General features: G+C 74.8%; 17 protein-coding genes and 1 pseudogene. 14 read left to right on the forward strand and 4 right to left on the reverse strand.

The features are described 5' to 3' along the window. Nucleotides 1-5 precede the first annotated feature (5 nt). On the forward strand, nt 6-1,157 hold the full coding sequence (locus ABZ192_RS14165; protein ID WP_356924760.1) for an XdhC/CoxI family protein: 1,152 nt from the start codon (nt 6-8) through the stop codon (nt 1,155-1,157). 39 nt (nt 1,158-1,196) lie between these two features. On the opposite strand, the gene ABZ192_RS14170 is transcribed toward ABZ192_RS14165, so the two are convergent. Beyond that, nucleotides 1,197-1,637 carry an SRPBCC family protein gene (locus ABZ192_RS14170; protein WP_356924761.1) on the reverse strand — a complete coding sequence of 147 codons (441 nt, stop codon included), beginning with the start codon at nt 1,635-1,637 and terminating at the stop codon, nt 1,197-1,199. Between the two features lie 270 nt (nt 1,638-1,907). Here ABZ192_RS14170 and ABZ192_RS14175 point away from each other — a divergent pair, with 270 nt between their 5' ends. Beyond that, nucleotides 1,908-2,117, forward strand: a complete 210-nt coding sequence (locus ABZ192_RS14175; protein ID WP_356924844.1) for a hypothetical protein — start codon at nt 1,908-1,910, stop codon at nt 2,115-2,117. Between the two features lie 9 nt (nt 2,118-2,126). Here ABZ192_RS14175 and ABZ192_RS14180 read toward each other — a convergent pair whose 3' ends face one another. Continuing rightward, entirely contained in the window at nt 2,127-3,020 is an 894-nt protein-coding gene (locus ABZ192_RS14180; protein WP_356924762.1) for a virginiamycin B lyase, read from the reverse strand. Nucleotides 3,021-3,311: 291 nt separating this feature from the next. Beyond that, nucleotides 3,312-4,079, reverse strand: coding sequence for a polysaccharide deacetylase family protein (locus ABZ192_RS14185; protein ID WP_356924845.1), 768 nt, complete (start codon nt 4,077-4,079; stop codon nt 3,312-3,314). Nucleotides 4,080-4,205: 126 nt separating this feature from the next. On the opposite strand from ABZ192_RS14185, the gene ABZ192_RS14190 reads away from it, so the two are divergent. The 12 genes and pseudogenes from ABZ192_RS14190 to ABZ192_RS14245 all read left to right on the forward strand — a co-directional run bounded on the left by ABZ192_RS14190 (nt 4,206) and on the right by ABZ192_RS14245 (nt 16,708). After that, a complete protein-coding gene (locus ABZ192_RS14190) occupies nt 4,206-5,168 on the forward strand; it encodes an NAD-dependent epimerase/dehydratase family protein (RefSeq protein ID WP_356924763.1) in 963 nt (320 codons plus the stop codon). Nucleotides 5,169-5,310: 142 nt separating this feature from the next. After that, nucleotides 5,311-6,969 (forward strand): carbamoyltransferase C-terminal domain-containing protein, encoded by a 1,659-nt coding sequence (locus ABZ192_RS14195; RefSeq protein ID WP_356924764.1) that lies wholly within the window; start codon nt 5,311-5,313, stop codon nt 6,967-6,969. Next, the gene (locus ABZ192_RS14200; RefSeq protein WP_356924765.1) at nt 6,966-7,964 is read left to right on the forward strand and encodes a glycosyltransferase; all 999 of its coding nucleotides are present in this window, start codon (nt 6,966-6,968) and stop codon (nt 7,962-7,964) included. The genes ABZ192_RS14195 and ABZ192_RS14200 overlap by 4 nt, the downstream gene beginning before the upstream one ends. Continuing rightward, on the forward strand, nt 7,961-8,560 hold the full coding sequence (locus ABZ192_RS14205) for an HAD family hydrolase (RefSeq protein ID WP_356924766.1): 600 nt from the start codon (nt 7,961-7,963) through the stop codon (nt 8,558-8,560). Before ABZ192_RS14200 ends, ABZ192_RS14205 begins: the two co-directional genes overlap by 4 nt. Beyond that, nucleotides 8,557-9,549, forward strand: coding sequence for a glycosyltransferase family 9 protein (locus ABZ192_RS14210; RefSeq protein ID WP_356924767.1), 993 nt, complete (start codon nt 8,557-8,559; stop codon nt 9,547-9,549). Before ABZ192_RS14205 ends, ABZ192_RS14210 begins: the two co-directional genes overlap by 4 nt. After that, nucleotides 9,546-10,496 carry a glycosyltransferase gene (locus ABZ192_RS14215; RefSeq protein ID WP_356924768.1) on the forward strand — a complete coding sequence of 317 codons (951 nt, stop codon included), beginning with the start codon at nt 9,546-9,548 and terminating at the stop codon, nt 10,494-10,496. The genes ABZ192_RS14210 and ABZ192_RS14215 overlap by 4 nt, the downstream gene beginning before the upstream one ends. Continuing rightward, nucleotides 10,493-11,710 carry a glycosyltransferase gene (locus tag ABZ192_RS14220; protein ID WP_356924769.1) on the forward strand — a complete coding sequence of 406 codons (1,218 nt, stop codon included), beginning with the start codon at nt 10,493-10,495 and terminating at the stop codon, nt 11,708-11,710. Before ABZ192_RS14215 ends, ABZ192_RS14220 begins: the two co-directional genes overlap by 4 nt. Further along, nucleotides 11,710-12,276 (forward strand): annotated as a pseudogene (locus ABZ192_RS14225) (SIS domain-containing protein); the annotation flags it as partial. The gene ABZ192_RS14220 and the pseudogene ABZ192_RS14225, both read left to right, overlap by 1 nt. Before the next feature lie 241 nt (nt 12,277-12,517). Continuing rightward, nucleotides 12,518-13,882 carry a D-glycero-beta-D-manno-heptose 1-phosphate adenylyltransferase gene (gene rfaE2 / locus ABZ192_RS14230; RefSeq protein ID WP_356924770.1) on the forward strand — a complete coding sequence of 455 codons (1,365 nt, stop codon included), beginning with the start codon at nt 12,518-12,520 and terminating at the stop codon, nt 13,880-13,882. 59 nt (nt 13,883-13,941) lie between these two features. Further along, nucleotides 13,942-14,937 (forward strand): glycosyltransferase family 9 protein, encoded by a 996-nt coding sequence (locus ABZ192_RS14235; RefSeq protein ID WP_356924846.1) that lies wholly within the window; start codon nt 13,942-13,944, stop codon nt 14,935-14,937. After that, the gene (locus tag ABZ192_RS14240) at nt 14,934-15,815 is read left to right on the forward strand and encodes a glycosyltransferase (protein ID WP_356924771.1); all 882 of its coding nucleotides are present in this window, start codon (nt 14,934-14,936) and stop codon (nt 15,813-15,815) included. Before ABZ192_RS14235 ends, ABZ192_RS14240 begins: the two co-directional genes overlap by 4 nt. Then, nucleotides 15,812-16,708 carry a glycosyltransferase gene (locus ABZ192_RS14245; protein WP_356924772.1) on the forward strand — a complete coding sequence of 299 codons (897 nt, stop codon included), beginning with the start codon at nt 15,812-15,814 and terminating at the stop codon, nt 16,706-16,708. The genes ABZ192_RS14240 and ABZ192_RS14245 overlap by 4 nt, the downstream gene beginning before the upstream one ends. A 54-nt stretch (nt 16,709-16,762) precedes the next feature. On the opposite strand, the gene ABZ192_RS14250 is transcribed toward ABZ192_RS14245, so the two are convergent. Then, complete coding sequence (locus ABZ192_RS14250; protein WP_356924773.1) at nt 16,763-17,083, reverse strand: hypothetical protein; 321 nt, start codon at nt 17,081-17,083, stop codon at nt 16,763-16,765. Nucleotides 17,084-17,112 lie beyond the last annotated feature (29 nt).

Raw genomic sequence — 17,112 nt, forward strand, 5'->3', positions numbered from 1 at the left:
GACAGATGCTGGACATCGCCGAGGAGCTGAACCGGTGGGTCGAGCAGGGCCGTGACTTCGCCGTGGCCACCGTGGTGGCCGTCGGCGGCAGCGCGCCCCGGCAGCCCGGTGCCGCGCTCGCGGTGGACGCCGACGGCACGGCGATCGGCTCGGTCTCCGGCGGCTGCGTGGAGGGCGCGGTCTACGAGCTGTGCGAGCAGGCGCTGCGGGACGGCGAAACCGTCCTGGAGCGCTTCGGATACAGCGACGACGACGCCTTCGCCGTGGGGCTGACCTGCGGCGGCGTCATCGACATCCTGGTCACCCCGGTGCGGGCCGGCGATCCGGTCCGCCCGGTGGTCGCGTCCGCGCTCACCGCCGCCGCGCGAGGGGAAGCGGCGGCGGTGGCGCGGATCGTGTCGGGCCCGCGCGAACTGACGGGCCGGGCCCTGCTGGTCGGGCCCGACGGCTCCTTCGACGGTGGCTTCGGCGCCCATCCGGAACTGGACCGCACGGTCGCCGCCGAGGCGGGCGCCTTCCTGGACGCCGGCCGCACCGGCACCCTGGAGATCGGAGAGCAGGGCTCTCGCTGCGGAGCACCGCTCACGGTCCTGGTCGAGTCATCCGTCCCCCCGCCCCGGATGATCGTCTTCGGCGCGATCGACTTCGCCTCCGCCCTGGTCCGTATCGGCAAGTTCCTCGGCTACCACGTCACGGTGTGCGACGCGCGCCCCGTCTTCGCGACCCGGGCGCGCTTCCCGGAGGCCGACGAGATCGTCGTCGAGTGGCCCCACCGCTACCTGGAGCGCACGGACGTCGACGCGCGCACGGTCCTGTGCGTCCTCACCCACGACGCCAAGTTCGACGTGCCCCTGCTGAAGCTGGCGCTGCGGCTGCCGGTGGCGTACGTCGGTGCGATGGGCTCCCGGCGCACCCACCTGGACCGCAACGCGCGCCTGCGCGAAGTCGGCGTGACCGAGCTGGAGTTGAGCCGGCTGCACTCGCCGATCGGCCTGGACCTCGGGGCCCGTACGCCCGAGGAGACGGCCCTGTCGATCGCGTCGGAGATCGTCGCCGGACGGCGCGGCGGCAGCGGGGTCTCGCTGACCGGGGCGCATACGCCGATCCACCACGAGCCGGGGCAGAAGACGGCCGGCCGGATCGGCTCGGTGGCGTGAGGTCGACTCAACGGGCCACCCGTGGCTGCCGCCGGGGCGTCACGGACGTCTGAGCAATCGGTTCAGCGCCCGGCCGAACACGGACCGCGCCGAGAGCCGCAGCAGGCCGTCGAAGGGCGACGGCAGCAGCCGGATCCGGATCTCCTCCCGCCAGAGCACACGGCTGCGGCTCCCGGGCCCCGGCCGCACCTCCAGCTCCGCCCAGCCCAGCACCACCCGGCCCCGCTTCTCCAGACGGCACATCCCCGGCGCCCCGCCCTCCGGTGGCTGCCACACCGTGACCTCCATCGGGTCCTCGAAGGACAGCGGCCCGACACCGGAGCGGGCCACGACGACCGTGCCCACGCAGGTCGGCTCGGGCGGGACCACCCTGACCGACGTCAACGGCACCACGTCACCGTGCCGCGGCCACAGCGTGATCCGCCGCCACGCCTCGTCGAGGGGAAGCGGGACGGTACGTACGAGCAGGATGTTCGCCACGCGACGATCGTAAGGACTCCCCCACCACCAGGCGCTGCGCCCGCCCTCGCCTCACCCACCCGGCCCAGCCGGCGCCCGCCGCGCGGCCCACGAGAGCGCTGACTCCAGGTCCCCGCTCTCGGGCCTGCGGGATCACGCCACGAGAGGGTGCTTTGCCGCCAATGCGGGGTGATCCCGCCTCGGCACAAGACCGTTCACGCTACACAAGAACGGAGTCGAGGTCCGGTATCACCAGGAGAGTTGTGGGCTGACGGGAGGTCCGAGCGCGTGGTGGTGACCGTCAACGTGGCTGTTCTGCTTGCCGTCATCGTCGTCGTCCGGCTGCGTCGTCGCACTCACGCCCGAAGCCGGTTCGACGAGAAGATGACCGTGGTCCTCTGCCTCACGCTGGGCGTGCTCATCGCTCCCACCGCATTCGGGCAGACCATTCTCGACGTCGTCTCCCAACTCGTGGAGGGTCTGTCGCGGAGCGGCCAATGACCCCCGCCGCTACGGAGTCACCCGTGCCACAGCTCCCCTCTCCAGGGCCGCCCACACGGTGCCGTCCGGGGTCGTCGTGATGCCGTGCGGTTCGGAGTCCGGGGACGGGAGGGGGAGTTCCAGGAGGTTTCCCGTGGGGGAGAGGTGGCCGATGCGGTTGGTGCCCCACTCCGTGAACCAGCAGCCTCCGCGGGAGGTCGTGGTGATGGCGTGGGGGCGGGAGTCGCGGTCGGGGAGGGGGAACTCCTCGATCCGGCCGTCGGGGGAGGCCTTGCCGATCCGGCCGGCCGCGATCTCGGCGAACCACAGGTCGGTGCCGTCGCTGGTGATGCCGACCGGGCCGGCGTCCGGGGTGGGCAGGGGGTACAGGCGGATGTCGCCGGTGACGGTGATGCGGCCGAGGGCGTTGGCCTGGTTGAGCGTGAACCACAGGGCGCCGTCCGGGCCCGCGGTGATCGCCGAGGGGAAGGCGCCCGTCACCGGGAGGGCGAACTCGGTGATCTCCCCGTCGGTCGTCAGACGGCCGATGCGGTCCGTGTTCATCTGCGTGAACCAGACCGCGCCGTCCGGGCCCGCCGTGATGCCGTAGGGGCCGCAGTCGGGCGTCGGCACGGCGAACGATGCCGTCTCGCCGTCGACCGTGACGCGGCCGATCCGGTGGTCCGCGGAGCGGGTGAACCACAGCGCCCCGTCCGGCCCGGGCGCGATGACCATGGGGCGGCAGGACGGCGAGTCCAGAGCGAACTCCGTGAGCTCGCCGTCCGGCGTGAGACGCCCGATCCGGCCGTTGTGGACGAACGTGAGCCACAGTGCCCCGTCCGGCCCGGCGGTGATGCCGTACGGCCCGGCGTCCCGGTCCGCCACGGCGAACTCCCGGACGACCGGAACGTCAGAGTGCGACAACGGTGCTCCTTTCAGCGCTAGGGGGTGTCCGCAGAGTCCCGCCTGCCCTGCGACGCCCGGCACGCCCTCTCGCCGCACCGGCCGAACACCCGCGTACAACCAGTACGCGGGCGTCCGCCCGGCACTCCTCCAGCCTTCGGCCGGGGAGACCCCCAGAGCACGCACCGGACGCCTCCGGGCCCGCCCTCCGGGCGGACGACGGGACTTTGCGGACACCCCTCGCACCCTCCCCGCGCGCGAGGGCGGCCGCAACTCCTTTTTCCCGCCGGGCCGTCGACCCTCTGTCGGCCCCTACCGGTACACCTTCCCCGGTTCCGCCTTCCCCGGTGCCAGCAGCTGCGGCACCGTCACGAACACATAGCCCCGTTCCTTGAGCGCGTCGATGATCCCCGGCACCGCCGGCACCGTGCCGTCGTAGATGTCGTGCAGCAGGATGATCCCGTCCCGGGACGCCTGGGCGAGGACGCGGCGGGTGATCAGGTCCGGGTCGGTCGTCGTGTAGTCCTTCGCCGTCACGCTCCACAGCACCTCGGCGAGGCCCAGCTCGCGGCAGATCTCGTGGACGGTGTCGTCGGTGCGGCCCTGCGGCGGGCGCATGAGGGTCGGGCGCTGTCCGGTGAGGCGTTCTATCTCCTGGTTGGGGCGTTCGAGCTCCTCGCGTATCTCCTCGGGTCTGAGCCGGGTCAGGATCTTGTGGTCCCAGGTGTGGCTGGCCACCTCGTGGCCCTCGTCCGCCATCCGCCGCACCAGCTCCGGGTACTTCTCGATGTGCCGCTTGCCGAGGAGGAAGAAGGTCGCCGGGACCTGTTTCTCCTTCAAGCTGTCCAGCAGGCGTGCGGAGTGCTCGCTCGGCCCGGCGTCGAAGGTGAGCGCGATGCACTTCACCTCACGGCAGTCGACGGTGCCGAAGCGCGCTGCCCGGACGTCCGTCGCCGCCTGTGCACGGACGGCGCTGGGAGCCGTGGTGTCGGGTCCCGAGCAGCCGCTCAGGAGCAGTGTCAGGGCGGCGGTCGCCGCGAGCGTTCCGGCCGTTCGGAACGCGATCCCCGTTTTCTTCATCTTCTTGGTCAGAGAAGGCATGCCGGGACTATACACAGTGTGTATAGTCCCGGTTTCTAGTGTTCCGGCTCCCCGCCTGGTTACTCGCGCCGATACGCAAGTGAACGCCAGCGGAAGGAGAGTCCTGTGAGCGGACGCGCCTGGCGGCGGGCCCTGGTGACCGGCGGTGCGGGATTCGTGGGGTCCCATCTGTGCGCACGGCTGCTCGACGCCGGCACGGAGGTCGTCTGCCTGGACAACCTCGCCACCGGCTCCCGCGCCAACGTGGCCGACCTGGAGCAGTGGCCCGGCTTCCGCTTCGTGCGCGGTGACGCCACCGACCCGGCGGTCTGGCGGGCGCTGCCCGGCCGGTTCGACCTCGTCCTGCACTTCGCCTGCCCGGCCTCGCCCGCCGACTACCTGCGACTGCCGCTGGAGACCCTCGACGTCGGCAGCACCGGCACCCGTCTCGCGCTGGAACGGGCCCACGCCGACGCTGCCCGCCTCGTGCTCGCCTCCACCTCCGAGGTGTACGGCGACCCGCTGGAGCACCCGCAACGCGAGACGTACTGGGGCAACGTCAACCCGATCGGACCGCGCAGCGTCTACGACGAGTCCAAGCGGTTCGCGGAGGCCCTGGTCACCGCCCACCGCCAGGCGCGCGGCACCGACACCGCCATCGTCCGCATCTTCAACACCTACGGCCCCCGCATGCGCACCGGCGACGGCCGCGCCGTCCCCACCTTCATCGCGCAGGCCCTGGACGGCATGCCCCTGACCGTCGCCGGAGACGGCGGGCAGACGCGCTCGCTGTGCTACGTCGACGACACCGTGGACGGCGTCCTCGCGCTGGCCGCCTCCACCGAGACCGGGCCCGTGAACATCGGCGGCGGCGACGAGATCACGATGCTGGAGCTGGCCCGCCGGATCGTGGAGATCACCGGCTCCGCCTCCCGGATCCGGTTCGTGGACCGCCCCGTCGACGACCCGGCCCGACGCCGCCCCGACACTCGCCTCGCCCGGGAACGGCTCGACTGGCAACCCCGCGTCGGGTGGAGCGAAGGGCTGGAACGGACCATTGGCTGGTTCTCGCGGTCGGTGGCCGCCTGAGTGTGATTACAGCGTGAGCCTTCAGTACTACATCAAGTGAAAAATCCGGCTATCGGGCGGTCAGTTGTCTCCAAGTGTTTGAGACAGCCGCGGTACGGCACTCGCCGAGGCACCGAACGCCTCACAGCTCGGGATGGAGCCCATGCGCATCCTTGGTATCAATGCCCTCTTCCACGACCCGGCCGCAGCTCTCGTCATCGACGGCCACACGGTCGCGGCCGCCGAGGAGGAGCGCTTCAGCCGGCGCAAGCACGGCAAGCGCCCGCTGCCGTTCTCCGCGTGGGAGCTGCCGGAGCTGTCCGCCCGCTGGTGCCTGCAGCAGGCGGGCCTGCGGCCCGCGGACCTGGACGCCGTCACCTACTCCTTCGACCCGAAGCTCGCCCGGCCCGCCCGCGACATGGGCCTGAACGACCCCTGGGACCCGCTGCGCCTGGAGTACGCGCGCCGCGCCCCCGAGTTCCTCGCCGAGGCCCTGCCCGGCCTCGACCCCGAGCGGGTCGTCTTCGTCCCCCACCACGTCGCGCACGCCGCCTCCGCCGGGCCCGCCTCCCCGCACCCCGACAGCGCCGTCCTCGTCCTGGACGGCCGCGGCGAGGCCGCCTCCCACCTGGCCGGCCGCTACCGCGACGGCAAGCTCGACACCCTAGCCACGCAGGCGCTGCCCGACTCCCTCGGCCTGGTCTACGAGGACCTCACCGAACACCTCGGGTTCCTGCGCAGCAGCGACGAGTACAAGGTGATGGCCCTCGCCTCCTACGGCACCCCGCGCTTCCTGCCGCAGCTGCGGCAGTACGTCCACCCCACCGGCCACGGCGGCTTCCGCGCCCACGGCGTCGACTGGGCCGCGTTCGCGCCGCCCCGCGCCAAGGGCGAACCCTGGAACCAGGACCACGCCGACCTCGCCGCGAGCACCCAGGCCGTCCTCGAAGAGGTCCTATTGGAACTCGTGCACTGGCTGCACCGCGAGGCCGGGGGCGACGCACTCACGATGGCCGGGGGCGTCGCCCTCAACTGCGTCGCCAACTCGAAGATCGTGGCCAAGGGCCCGTACCGGTACGTGTGGGTGCAGCCCGCCGCCGGGGACGCCGGCACCGCGCTCGGCGGCGCGCTGCACCTCGCTGCGACGGAGACAGGACAGCCCGAGCCGATGCCCGGCGCCGACCTCGGCCGCGGCTGGAGCGACGACGAACTGCGCGCCTGGCTCGACACGGCGGCGATCCCCTACGAGAAGCCCGACGACATCGCCGAGACCGTCGCCGAGGAACTGGCCCGGGACGGAGTGGTCGCCTGGTTCCAGGGCCGCAGCGAGTACGGGCCGCGCGCCCTCGGGCACCGCTCCCTGCTCGCCCACCCGGGCCGCGCCGAGAACCTGGAACGCCTCAACCACGTCAAGGGCCGTGAGGAGTTCCGGCCCGTCGCCCCGATGGTCCTCGCCGACCGCGCCGCCGACCTGTTCTCCGGCGGCCCGCTGCCCAGCCCGTACATGCTGTTCGTGCACGACGTCGCGAAGGAGTGGCGGGACCGCATCCCGGCCGTCGTGCACGTCGACGGCACCGCCCGCATCCAGACCGTCGAGGAAAGGCGCGAACCCCTGGTGGCGCGGATGCTGAGCGCCTTCGAGCGGCGCACCGGACTGCCCGTGGTCGTCAACACCAGCCTCAACACCGCCGGGCGGCCCATGGTCGACGACCCGCGCGACGCCCTGGAGTGCTTCGGCTCCGCGCCCGTCGACCTGCTGGCCATCGGCCCGTACGCGGTCCGCCGGGGGCGGATGTTCGACGCGGGGAGGGCAGCGGCATGACCTCCTACGCCGTCGTCATCCCCACCCTCGTACGGGACACCCTCGCCGACTGTCTCGCCGCGCTCGCCGCCGCGACCGGGCCGCGCCCCGAGCAGATCGTCCTCGTCGACGACCGGCCCGACCCCGAACCCGGAAAACTGGAGCACCCGTTGAGCGTCCTCGGCGACCTCCGGGAGTGCACGACCGTACTCACCGGTGGCGGACGCGGGCCCGCCGCCGCCCGCAACACCGGGCTGCGGGCCGTGACCGCGCCGTGGACCGTGTTCCTCGACGACGACGTCCAGGTCGGACCCCACTGGGCCGACCAACTGGCCGAGGACCTCGCCGAGGCGTCCCCCGACATCGCGGGCGTCCAGGGCGACATCACCGTCCCGCTGCCCGGCGAACGCCGCCCCACCGACTGGGAACGCGGCACCGCCGGACTCGCCCGCGCCCACTGGATCACCGCCGACATGGCCTACCGCACCGACGCCCTCAAGCAGGTCGGCGGCTTCGACGAACGCTTCCGGCGCGCCTTCCGCGAGGACGCCGACCTCGCGCTGCGCCTCCTCGACGCCGGCTGGCGCATCCGGCAGGGCCGCCGCACCACCCGCCACCCCGTGCGCCCCGCCGACCGCTGGGTGTCCGTGCGCCAGCAGCGCGGCAACGCCGACGACGCCCTCATGCGGCGGCTGCACGGACCCGACTGGTGGGACAAGGCCGTCGCGCCGCGCGGCCGGATCCGCAAGCACGCGGCGATCACCACCGCGGGCGTAGCCGCCTGCGCCCTCGCCGCCACGGGACACGGCCGGGCCGCCGCGGCCTGCGCGCTCGGCTGGGCGGCCGGCACCGCGGAGTTCGCCCGGGCCCGCATCACACCCGGCCCGCGCACCCGCGAGGAAGTGACGACCATGCTGGCGACCAGCGTGCTCATCCCGCCCGCCGCGACCTGGCACCGGCTGACCGGCGCCCTGCGCCACCGCCATGCCCCCTCCTGGCAGGAGGTGGCACGATGACCCCGGTCAAGGCCGTGCTGTTCGACCGCGACGGCACCCTCGTCCACGACGTCCCCTACAACGCCGACCCCGACCGCGTACGCCCCGTCGAGGGCGCCCGCGAGGCACTCGCCCGCCTGCGCGAACGCGGCATCCGCACCGGCGTCGTCACCAACCAGTCCGGTGTGGCGCGCGGGCTGCTCACCGAGGCCGACGTCCGCCGCGTCAACCACCGCGTCGACGAACTCCTCGGCCCCTTCGAGGTGTTCGCCGTCTGCCCGCACGGCCCCGACGACGGCTGCCACTGCCGCAAGCCCCAGCCCGGCATGGTGCTGTGGGCGGCCGGGCGGATCTGCACCAACCCCGCCGACCTCGTCGTCATCGGCGACATCGGCGCCGACGTGGAGGCCGCCCGCCGCGCCGGCGCCCACGGCATCCTCGTCCCCACCGCGCAGACCCGTCCCGAGGAGACCGCGGACGCCGACCACGTCGCCCCCGACCTGCTGACCGCCGTCCGCGCCGTCCTGGACGGACCGCCCAAGGGCCGCGTCCTCGCCGACGAACGCCCGATCCAGGAGGCCTACACGGCCGCCCCGGGGCAGCGGAGGGACGCGTGAAGGCACTCGTCACCCGGCTCGACAGCTTCGGCGACGTCCTGCTCGCCGGACCCGCCATCCGCGCGGTCGCCGCCCGCGCCGACACCGTCACCCTGCTGTGCGGACCGCGCGGCGCGCCCGCCGCCCGGCTGCTCCCGGGCGTCGACGACGTCCTCGTGTGGGACGCGCCCTGGGTGGGCCTCACGCCCCCGCCCGTCGGCCGCGGCGAGGTCGAACTGCTCCTCGACACCATCGACGCCGACACGGCCTTGATCCTGACGTCGTTCCACCAGTCCCCGCTGCCGACCGCGCTGCTGCTGCGCCTGGCCGGCGTGGACTTCATCGCCGCCGACAGCGAGGACTACCCGGGCTCCCTCCTCGACGTACGCCACCACCGCGCCCCGCACGCCCACGAGGTGGAGGCCGCGCTCGACCTCGCCGAGGCCGCCGGGTTCCCGCCGCCCGACGACGGCCGGCCCCGGGTCCTTCCGCCACCGGCCACCGCAGGGCTCACCGGCCCGGAGCCGTACGTCGTCCTGCACCCCGGCGCCAGCGTCCCCGCCCGCGCCTGGAGCCCCGGCCGCTGTGCCGAGGCGGTGCGCGAACTGGCCGCCGCCGGGCACCGCGTGGTGGTCACCGGCGGCGCGGGGGAGAGGGACCTGACCGCGCACGTCGCCGGCTCGCAGGCCCTCGACCTCGGCGGCCGCACCGGGGCCGCGGAACTCGCCGGCGTCCTCGCGGGCGCCACCGTCGTCGTCACCGGCAACACCGGCCCCGCCCATCTCGCCGCCGCCGTCGGCATCCCGGTGGTGTCCCTGTTCTCCCCGGTCGTCCCCGCCGAGCGCTGGCGGCCGTACGGCGTCCCGTACGTGCTGCTCGGCGACCAGGACGCCCCGTGCGCGGACAGCAGGGCGCGGGAATGCCCCGTGCCCGGTCATCCCTGCCTGGACACCGTCACCGCGCACGACGTGGTGACCGCCGTCGAGAAGCTGATGGGGGAGGCGGCATGAGGATCCTGCTCTGGCACGTGCACGGGTCGTGGACCACCGCGTTCGTGCGGGGCCCGCACACCTACGTCGTGCCCATCACGCCCGACCGGGGCCCCGACGGACTCGGCCGGGCCCGCACCTGGGACTGGCCCGACTCGGTCGTCGAAGTGCCGCCGGAGCGGCTGCGGGACGAGGACATCGACGTCGTCGTGCTGCAACGCCCGCACGAACTCGACCTGGTCGACCGGTGGCTGGGCCGCCGACCGCCGCTGGTGTACCTGGAGCACAACGCCCCGCACGGCGAGGTGCCCGACACTCGCCATCCGGCAGCGGGCATCCCCGGTGTCACCCTCGTCCACGTCACGCACTTCAACCGGCTGATGTGGGACGCCGGTCCGACGCCCAGCACCGTCATCGAGCACGGCATCGTCGACCCCGGGCCGCTGTGGACCGGGGAGCTGGAACGCGCCGCCGTCGCCGTCAACGAGCCGGTCCGGCGCGGCCGTACCACCGGCACCGACCTGCTGCCGGCCTTCGCCGAGGCGGCCCCGCTGGACGTCTTCGGCATGGGCACCGAGGACCTCGCCGGCCATCTCGGCATCCCCGCCGACCGCTGCCGCTCCCACGAACTCACCCAGAGCGAACTGCACTCGGCCATGGCGCGGCGACGCGTCTACGTCCACCCCGTCCGCTGGACCTCCCTCGGCCTGTCCCTGCTGGAGGCGATGCACCTCGGCATGCCCGTGGTCGCGCTCGCCACCACCGAGGTGACCGAGGCCGTACCGCCCGGCGCCGGAGTTGTCTCCAACCGGATCGACGAACTGACCCGCGCCGTACGGGACTTCGTCGCCGACCCGCTGCACGCGCGGATGGTCGGCGAGGGAGCACGGGCGGCGGCGCTCGCCCGCTACGGGCTCTCCCGCTTCCTGGACGACTGGGAGCGGCTGCTGAAGGAGGTGGCGCGATGAGGATCGCCATGGTGTCCGAGCACGCGAGCCCCCTCGCCGCGCTCGGCGGCGTCGACGCAGGGGGCCAGAACGTGTACGTGGCCCGCCTGAGCGAGGAACTGGCCCGGCGCGGCCACGACGTGACGGTCTACACCCGGCGTGACGCGGCCGGCCTGCCCGACCGGGTGCCGCTGCCCGGCGGGGCCGTCGTCGAGCACGTGCCCGCCGGGCCGGCCGCGCCCGTCCCCAAGGACGAACTGTTCCCGTACATGCCCGACTTCGGCGCGTGGCTGGCCCGCGCCTGGGCCCACGAGCGGCCGGACGTGGTACACGCCCACTTCTGGATGTCCGGCATGGCCTCCCGGATCGGCGCCCAGCCGCACGGCGTGCCCGTCGTGCAGACCTTCCACGCCCTCGGCACCGTCAAGCGCCGCCACCAGGGCAGGCTCGACACCAGCCCGCCCGAACGCGTCGGCATCGAGCGGCAGATCGGCCGGGGCTGCGCCCGCGTCCTGGCCACCTGCACCGACGAGGTGCACGAACTGGCCGAGCTGGGCGTGCCGCGCCGCCAGGTGTCCGTGGTGCCCTGCGGGGTGGACGCCGAGCACTTCCGGCCCGGCGTACGGTCCGACGGCGTCCCGGCGCGCCGCGAGCGGCACCGGCTGCTCGCCTGCGGCCGGCTCGTCCCGCGCAAGGGCTACGACCAGGCCGTACGCGCCCTCGCCCGGATCCCGGACGCCGAACTCCTCATCGCGGGCGGACCCGCCGCCGACCGGCTCGCCGACGACCCCGAGGCGCGGCGGCTGCGGCGGCTCGCGCGGAGCGCCGGCGTGGCCGACCGGGTGCGGCTGCTCGGCGCGGTCGACCCGGACGGCATGCCCGCACTCATCGGCAGTGCGGACCTGGTGCTGTGCACGCCGGTCTACGAGCCGTTCGGCATCGTGCCGCTGGAGGCGATGGCCTGCGGCGTACCCGTCGTCGCCACCGACGTCGGCGGCCACCGCGACAGCGTCGCCGAGGGCGCCACGGGCCGGCTCGTCCCGCCGCAGGACCCCGAGTCGGTCGCCGCCGCCGTACGCGAACTCCTCACCGACGACGCACTGCGCCGCCGCTTCGGCGGCGCCGGCCGCGACCGCGTCCTCGCCCACTACACCTGGCGGCGCGTCGCCGACGGCGTGGAGCAGGTCCACCGCCAGGTCCTCGCCGGACACGCACAGCAGAAGGAGGTGGCGTGATGACCGTGCACCCGCCCGTCACCGTGCACTGCGACGAACTCCAGGACGCCCTGACCGCGTTCCGCGCCTCGGCGCACATCACCCAGCGGTGGGGCGAGCACCTGGCGGCCGTGCTCACCGGCGGCGGCCGGCTGCTGGCCGCGGGCAACGGCGGCAGCGCGGCCCAGGCACAGCACCTGACCGCCGAACTCGTCGGCCGCTACCGCGACGACCGGCCCGCCTTCTCGGCGATCGCCCTGCACGCCGACACCTCCAGCACCACCGCCATCGCCAACGACTACGGTGTGGACGAGGTGTTCGCCCGCCAGGTCCGCGCCCACGGCCGTCCCGGCGACGTCCTCATGCTGCTGTCCACCAGCGGCGCCAGCGCCAACCTGCTGTCCGCCGCGGACGCCGCCCGCGCGGCCGGCGTACGGGTGTGGGCCCTCACCGGCCCCGCGCCCAACCCGCTGATGGCGGGCGGCGACGAGTCCCTGTGCGTCGAGGCGCCGACCGGGGCCACCGTGCAGGAACTCCACCTGGTGGCGGTGCACATGGTGTGCGAGGCGTTCGACGCGGCGGTGGAGAACGGGACCTGGCGCACGCATGACGCCGGCCGGCAGAACGGCGACGGCCGGCGGGACGGGCCAGGTGGCAGGTGGGACGGCGACGGCCGGCGGGACGGGCACGGCGACCTGCGTGGCGGTGACGACCGGTGGCTCGACGGCAGCGGCGGCCGGCAGAACGGGCACGGCGGCCGGCCAGGCCGCGACGGCCGGTGGCGTGACGGCGGCGACCCGCGGCGCGACGGCGACGGCAGGAGGTGACATGAACGGCAAGGCACCCCTCGTCGTCGTCGGTGACGCGCTGCTGGACCGGGACGTGACCGGCCGCGCCGAACGGCTCGCGCCCGACGCGCCCGTGCCGGTCGTCGACGACTGCGGGGAGCGGACCCGGCCCGGCGGCGCGGCACTCGCCGCCTACCTCGCCGCCCGCGACGGCCGCGACGTCACGCTGGTGGCGGGAGTGGGCGACGACCCGGCCAGCCACGCGCTGCGCCGCCTCCTGGAGCCCTGGCTCACCCTCGTCCCGCTGCCCCTGGCCGGCCCGCTGTCCGAGAAGACCCGCGTCCTCGCGCAGGACCGCCCGGTGGTCCGGCTGGACCGCGGCGCGGGCCGCACCCGCGAGGCCACGGACGCCGCCCGGGAGGCCGTCCGCGCCGCGCCCGCCGTCCTGGTCTCCGACTACGGCCGTGGCACCGCCGACGCCCTGCGCGACGTCCTCGCCGCCCGCCCGCCGCTGGTCTGGGACCCGCACCCGCGCGGCGGTGCGCCCGTGCCCGGCACCCGGCTGGTGACACCGGCCGAGAAGGAGGCCCACGGCCTCGTCCCGCAGGACGGCACCGCCCGCCGCGACCTGCACGCCGCCGCCCACAGCGCCGCCGCCCTCGTACGGCACTGGCGGGCCGCCGCCGTCGCGGTCACCCTCGGTTCCCGCGGCGCCCTGCTGTCCTACGGGGAACACCCGCTGCTCGTCCCCGCGCCCGCCGCGCACCCCGGCGACAGCTGCGGGGCCGGGGACCGGTTCGCCGCCACCGCGGCCGGGCTGCTCGCCGACGGGGTCCTGGTCGCCGAGGCCGTCGAGGGCGCCGTCGCCGCCGCGACCGGCTTCGTCGCGGCGGGCGGAGCGGCCGCCGTACCGAGCGCGGACGCCGCACCGGCACCGCCGCCCGGCGACGACGACCCGTACGCCCTGGCCGCCCGGATCCGCGCCGCCCACGGCACCGTCGTCGCCGCCGGAGGCTGCTTCGACCTGCTGCACGCCGGCCACGTCGGTCTGCTCCAGGCCGCCCGGCGGCTCGGCGACTGCCTGGTGGTGTGCGTCAACTCGGACGACTCGGTACGCCGCCGCAAGGGCGGTGGCCGCCCGGTCAACCCGCTCGCCGACCGGGTCCGGGTCCTGCGCGCGCTGGCCTGCGTCGACGCGGTCGCCGTCTTCGACGAGGACACCCCCGAGCGGCTCCTGGCCGACCTGTGCCCCGACGTCTGGGTCAAGGGCGGCGACTACGCGGCCGCAGACCTTCCGGAAGCCGCCCTCCTCCAGAAGTGGGGCGGCCAGGCGGTCCTCCTGCCCTACCTCGACGGCCGCTCCTCGACGGCCCTGATGGAACGGGCGGCGGAAGGAGCGCGATGACCCACCCGATGAGCCCGGTCGCGGGGGCGGACACCGAGGACACGCGGCAGTCTGCTGCCATGACACCGGACACGGCACCCGACGCGACGACACCCCGCCTCCTCGTCCTGCGCGCCCTGGGCCTCGGCGACCTCCTCGCCGGGGTTCCCGCGCTGCGTGGGCTTCGGCGGGCCTACCCGGACCACGAACTCGTCCTGGCCGCGCCCGCCGAACTGGCGCCGGTCGCCGAGGCGACGGGTGCCGTGGACCGGCTGCTGCCCGCCGCCGCGCCGGGGCGGGGCGTGCCGCGCTCCCTCGACTGGAGCGGTCCGTCCCCAGAGGTCGCCGTCGACCTGCACGGCAACGGAACACCCAGCCACCGGCTCCTGATGGGCATGCGTCCGCTGAAGCTGCTCGCCTTCGCCCACCCGGACATGCCCGAGATCGACGGCCCGCCCTGGTACGCGGAGGAACACGAACGCGACCGCTGGTGCCGGCTGCTCCAGTCGTACGGCATCGACGCCGACCCGGCCGACCTGCACCTGCCCCGGCCGAGCACCGCCTCCCCGGCACCCGGCGCGGTCGTGCTGCACCCCGGCGCCGGCTCACCCGCCCGCTGCTGGCCCGTCGAGCGGTACGCGGCCGTCGCCGACGGGCTGCGCGCCCGGGGCCTGAGGGTCGTGGTGACCGGCGGCCCGGACGAGAGCGACCTGGTGGCCCGGCTCGCCAAGCAGGCCGGTCTGCCCGACACCGACGTGTTCGGCGGCGGCCTCCCGTTCGGGCGGCTGTCGGCCCTCGTCGCCGACGCGTACGCCGTGATCAGCGGCGACACCGGCATCGCCCACCTCGCCGCCGCCCACGCCACGCGCTCCGTCACCCTCTTCGGCCCCGTCGCGCCGAGCCGCTGGGGCCCGCCGCCCGGCCCGCGCCACCGCGCGCTGTGGTACGGCCCGGAGGGCGACCCGCACGGCCGCCACCCCGACCCCGCGCTGCTGCGCATCACCCCCGACGACGTCCTGGGCGCCGTCGACGAACTTCCCGGCACCCGAAATTCCGTGAGGGGCACCGCACGATGACCATCCCGTACCCGGACGCCACGCCCGTGGGCATCGTCATCGCCACGCGCAACCGCTGCGCCGCCCTCGCCGAGGCCCTGAGCCACCTCGTCGCCCTCGCCGAAGGACCCCGGATCCTCGTCGCGGACAACGCCTCCACCGACGACACACGCGTCATGCTCGCCCGCGACTTCCCCCAGGTCCAGGTCCTGGCGCTGCCGTTCAACCACGGCGCCCTGGCGCGCAACCACGGTGCCCGGGTTCTGGACACCCCCTACGTGGCGTTCAGCGACGACGACTCCTGGTGGGCACCCGGCGCCCTGACCAGGGCAGCCCGCCTGTTCGAGGAGCATCCGAGGCTCGGCCTCATCGCCGCCCACACCCTCGTCGGCCCCACCGCCGACCCGGACCCGCTCAACGAGGTCCTCGCCGCCTCGCCCCTCGGGCCGGCCGCCGACCTGCCCGGCACCCAGGTCCTGGGCTTCCTGGCCTGCGCCTCCGTCGTCCGCCGCAGCGCCTATCTCGACGCGGGCGGATTCCACCGGCTGCTGTTCTTCGGAGGTGAGGAGACCCTCCTCGCCTACGACATGGCGGCCCGCGGCTGGGGAGTCACCCACTGCCCGGACATCGTCGCCCACCACCACCCCGCGCCCTCACCCCGCACCGGCCGGCCGGTCGTCCAGCGCCGCAACGAACTCCTCACCGCCTGGCTGCGCCGCCCCGTGCCCTTCGCACTCGCCCGCACCCGGGCCCTCGCCGCCGAGGCCCGGCACGACGACCACGCCCGGCAGGCCCTGCGCGGGACGCTCGCCCGGCTGCCCGCGGCCCTGCGCGCCCGCAGGCCGCTGCCGCCGCACGTGGAGCGAGCCGCGCGCCTGCTGGAGGGAGCCGCCGCATGACCGACCCCCGTACCACCGTCGTCGTCATCACCCACAACCGTCGGCGGGAACTGCTGCGCACGCTCGACCGGCTCGCCGAACTGCCGGAGAAGCCACCGGTGATCGTCACCGACAACGGCTCCACGGACGGCACGGCCGACGCCGTGGCCCGCAGTCACCCGTGGGTCCGGCTGCTGCGGCCCGGCCGCAACCTCGGTGCCGTGGGCCGCAACCTGGCGATCCGGCAGGTCCGTACGCCCTACATCGCCTTCTGCGACGACGACTCCTGGTGGGCACCGGGATCGCTGGCGGGGGCCGCCGACCTGCTCGACCGCTACCCGGCCGTGGGCTCGGTCACGGTCCGGATCGTCGTCGAACCGGACGGCACCGACGACCCCATCGTCGAGGAACTGCGCAACTCACCCGTCCCCGGGCCCGATTGGCTGCCCGGACCGGCCCTCGGCTCGTTCCTCGCCGCCGCGACCGTGCTGCGCACCGACGCCTTCCGGGCGGCGGGCGGTTTCCATCCGAGGCTGTGGCTGGGCGGCGAGGAGGAGCTGCTCGCCGCGGACCTGGCGGCCGACGGATGGTGGCTGACGTACGCAGACCACCTGGTGGTGCACCACCACCCGTCCGTGGCCCGGGACGCCACCCTGCGCCGGTCCCACGGCATCCGCAACACCCTGTGGTTCACCTGGCTGCGCCGCCCGGCCAGTCCCGCCCTGCGCCGGACCGTGGACCTGGCCCGCACGGTGCCGCGCGACACGGCGTCCCTGCGCGCCTTCGCCGAGGCCGCCGCCGCCCTCCCGTGGGTGCTGCGCGAACGCCGCGTGCTCCCGCACGAGGTCGAGTCCCGCCTGCGCCTGCTGGAACCGGCCCAGCGCGCCTCGAAGGCCCGCCGCTACACGGGCTGAGCCCGCACCCCCACGCGGGATGCGGGCTCAGCCCGTCGGATCAGCGGCGGACACTCAGCCCCCGCACCACCGGCACATCAGCCGGAACAGGGCGAACAGCGTCGGCGGCCAGAGGGCGGCGAAGGCCCAGATCACCCCCGGCTCGGAGGTGACGATCCCGGCCACCAACAGCCCGGCCGACACCGCGAGCAGCACCGCCACGGTCAAGACGCGCGGGCGGTAGGAGCCGAGGCGGGCCAGCAGCCGGGCGGGGTCGGGGCGGCGGCTCAGTCGCAGGGTGCGCAGCCGGCGGTCGAGGCGGCGGTCGCGGCGCAGCGCGCGCTCCATCTCGTCGAGGATGCGCTGCTCGTTCTCGGGAAGTCGGCCGATGGACACGCGCTTTCTCCTTCCGGGCGGCCGGACCG

Source organism: Streptomyces sp. NPDC006235, from assembly GCF_040613735.1.
Lineage (GTDB): Bacteria > Actinomycetota > Actinomycetes > Streptomycetales > Streptomycetaceae > Streptomyces.

Bases quoted from the DNA above. Each gene is read 5' to 3' on its own strand.
- ABZ192_RS14195 (WP_356924764.1), top strand. From the start codon at position 5,311: ATGCGCATCCTTGGTATCAATGCCCTCTTCCACGACCCGGCCGCAGCT.
- ABZ192_RS14220 (WP_356924769.1), top strand. From the start codon at position 10,493: ATGAGGATCGCCATGGTGTCCGAGCACGCGAGCCCCCTCGCCGCGCTC.
- ABZ192_RS14205 (WP_356924766.1), top strand. From the start codon at position 7,961: ATGACCCCGGTCAAGGCCGTGCTGTTCGACCGCGACGGCACCCTCGTC.
- ABZ192_RS14165 (WP_356924760.1), top strand. From the start codon at position 6: ATGCTGGACATCGCCGAGGAGCTGAACCGGTGGGTCGAGCAGGGCCGT.
- ABZ192_RS14240 (WP_356924771.1), top strand. From the start codon at position 14,934: ATGACCATCCCGTACCCGGACGCCACGCCCGTGGGCATCGTCATCGCC.
- ABZ192_RS14215 (WP_356924768.1), top strand. From the start codon at position 9,546: ATGAGGATCCTGCTCTGGCACGTGCACGGGTCGTGGACCACCGCGTTC.
- ABZ192_RS14185 (WP_356924845.1), bottom strand. From the start codon at position 4,079: ATGAAGAAAACGGGGATCGCGTTCCGAACGGCCGGAACGCTCGCGGCG.
- ABZ192_RS14245 (WP_356924772.1), top strand. From the start codon at position 15,812: ATGACCGACCCCCGTACCACCGTCGTCGTCATCACCCACAACCGTCGG.
- ABZ192_RS14200 (WP_356924765.1), top strand. From the start codon at position 6,966: ATGACCTCCTACGCCGTCGTCATCCCCACCCTCGTACGGGACACCCTC.
- ABZ192_RS14235 (WP_356924846.1), top strand. From the start codon at position 13,942: ATGACACCGGACACGGCACCCGACGCGACGACACCCCGCCTCCTCGTC.
- rfaE2 (WP_356924770.1), top strand. From the start codon at position 12,518: ATGAACGGCAAGGCACCCCTCGTCGTCGTCGGTGACGCGCTGCTGGAC.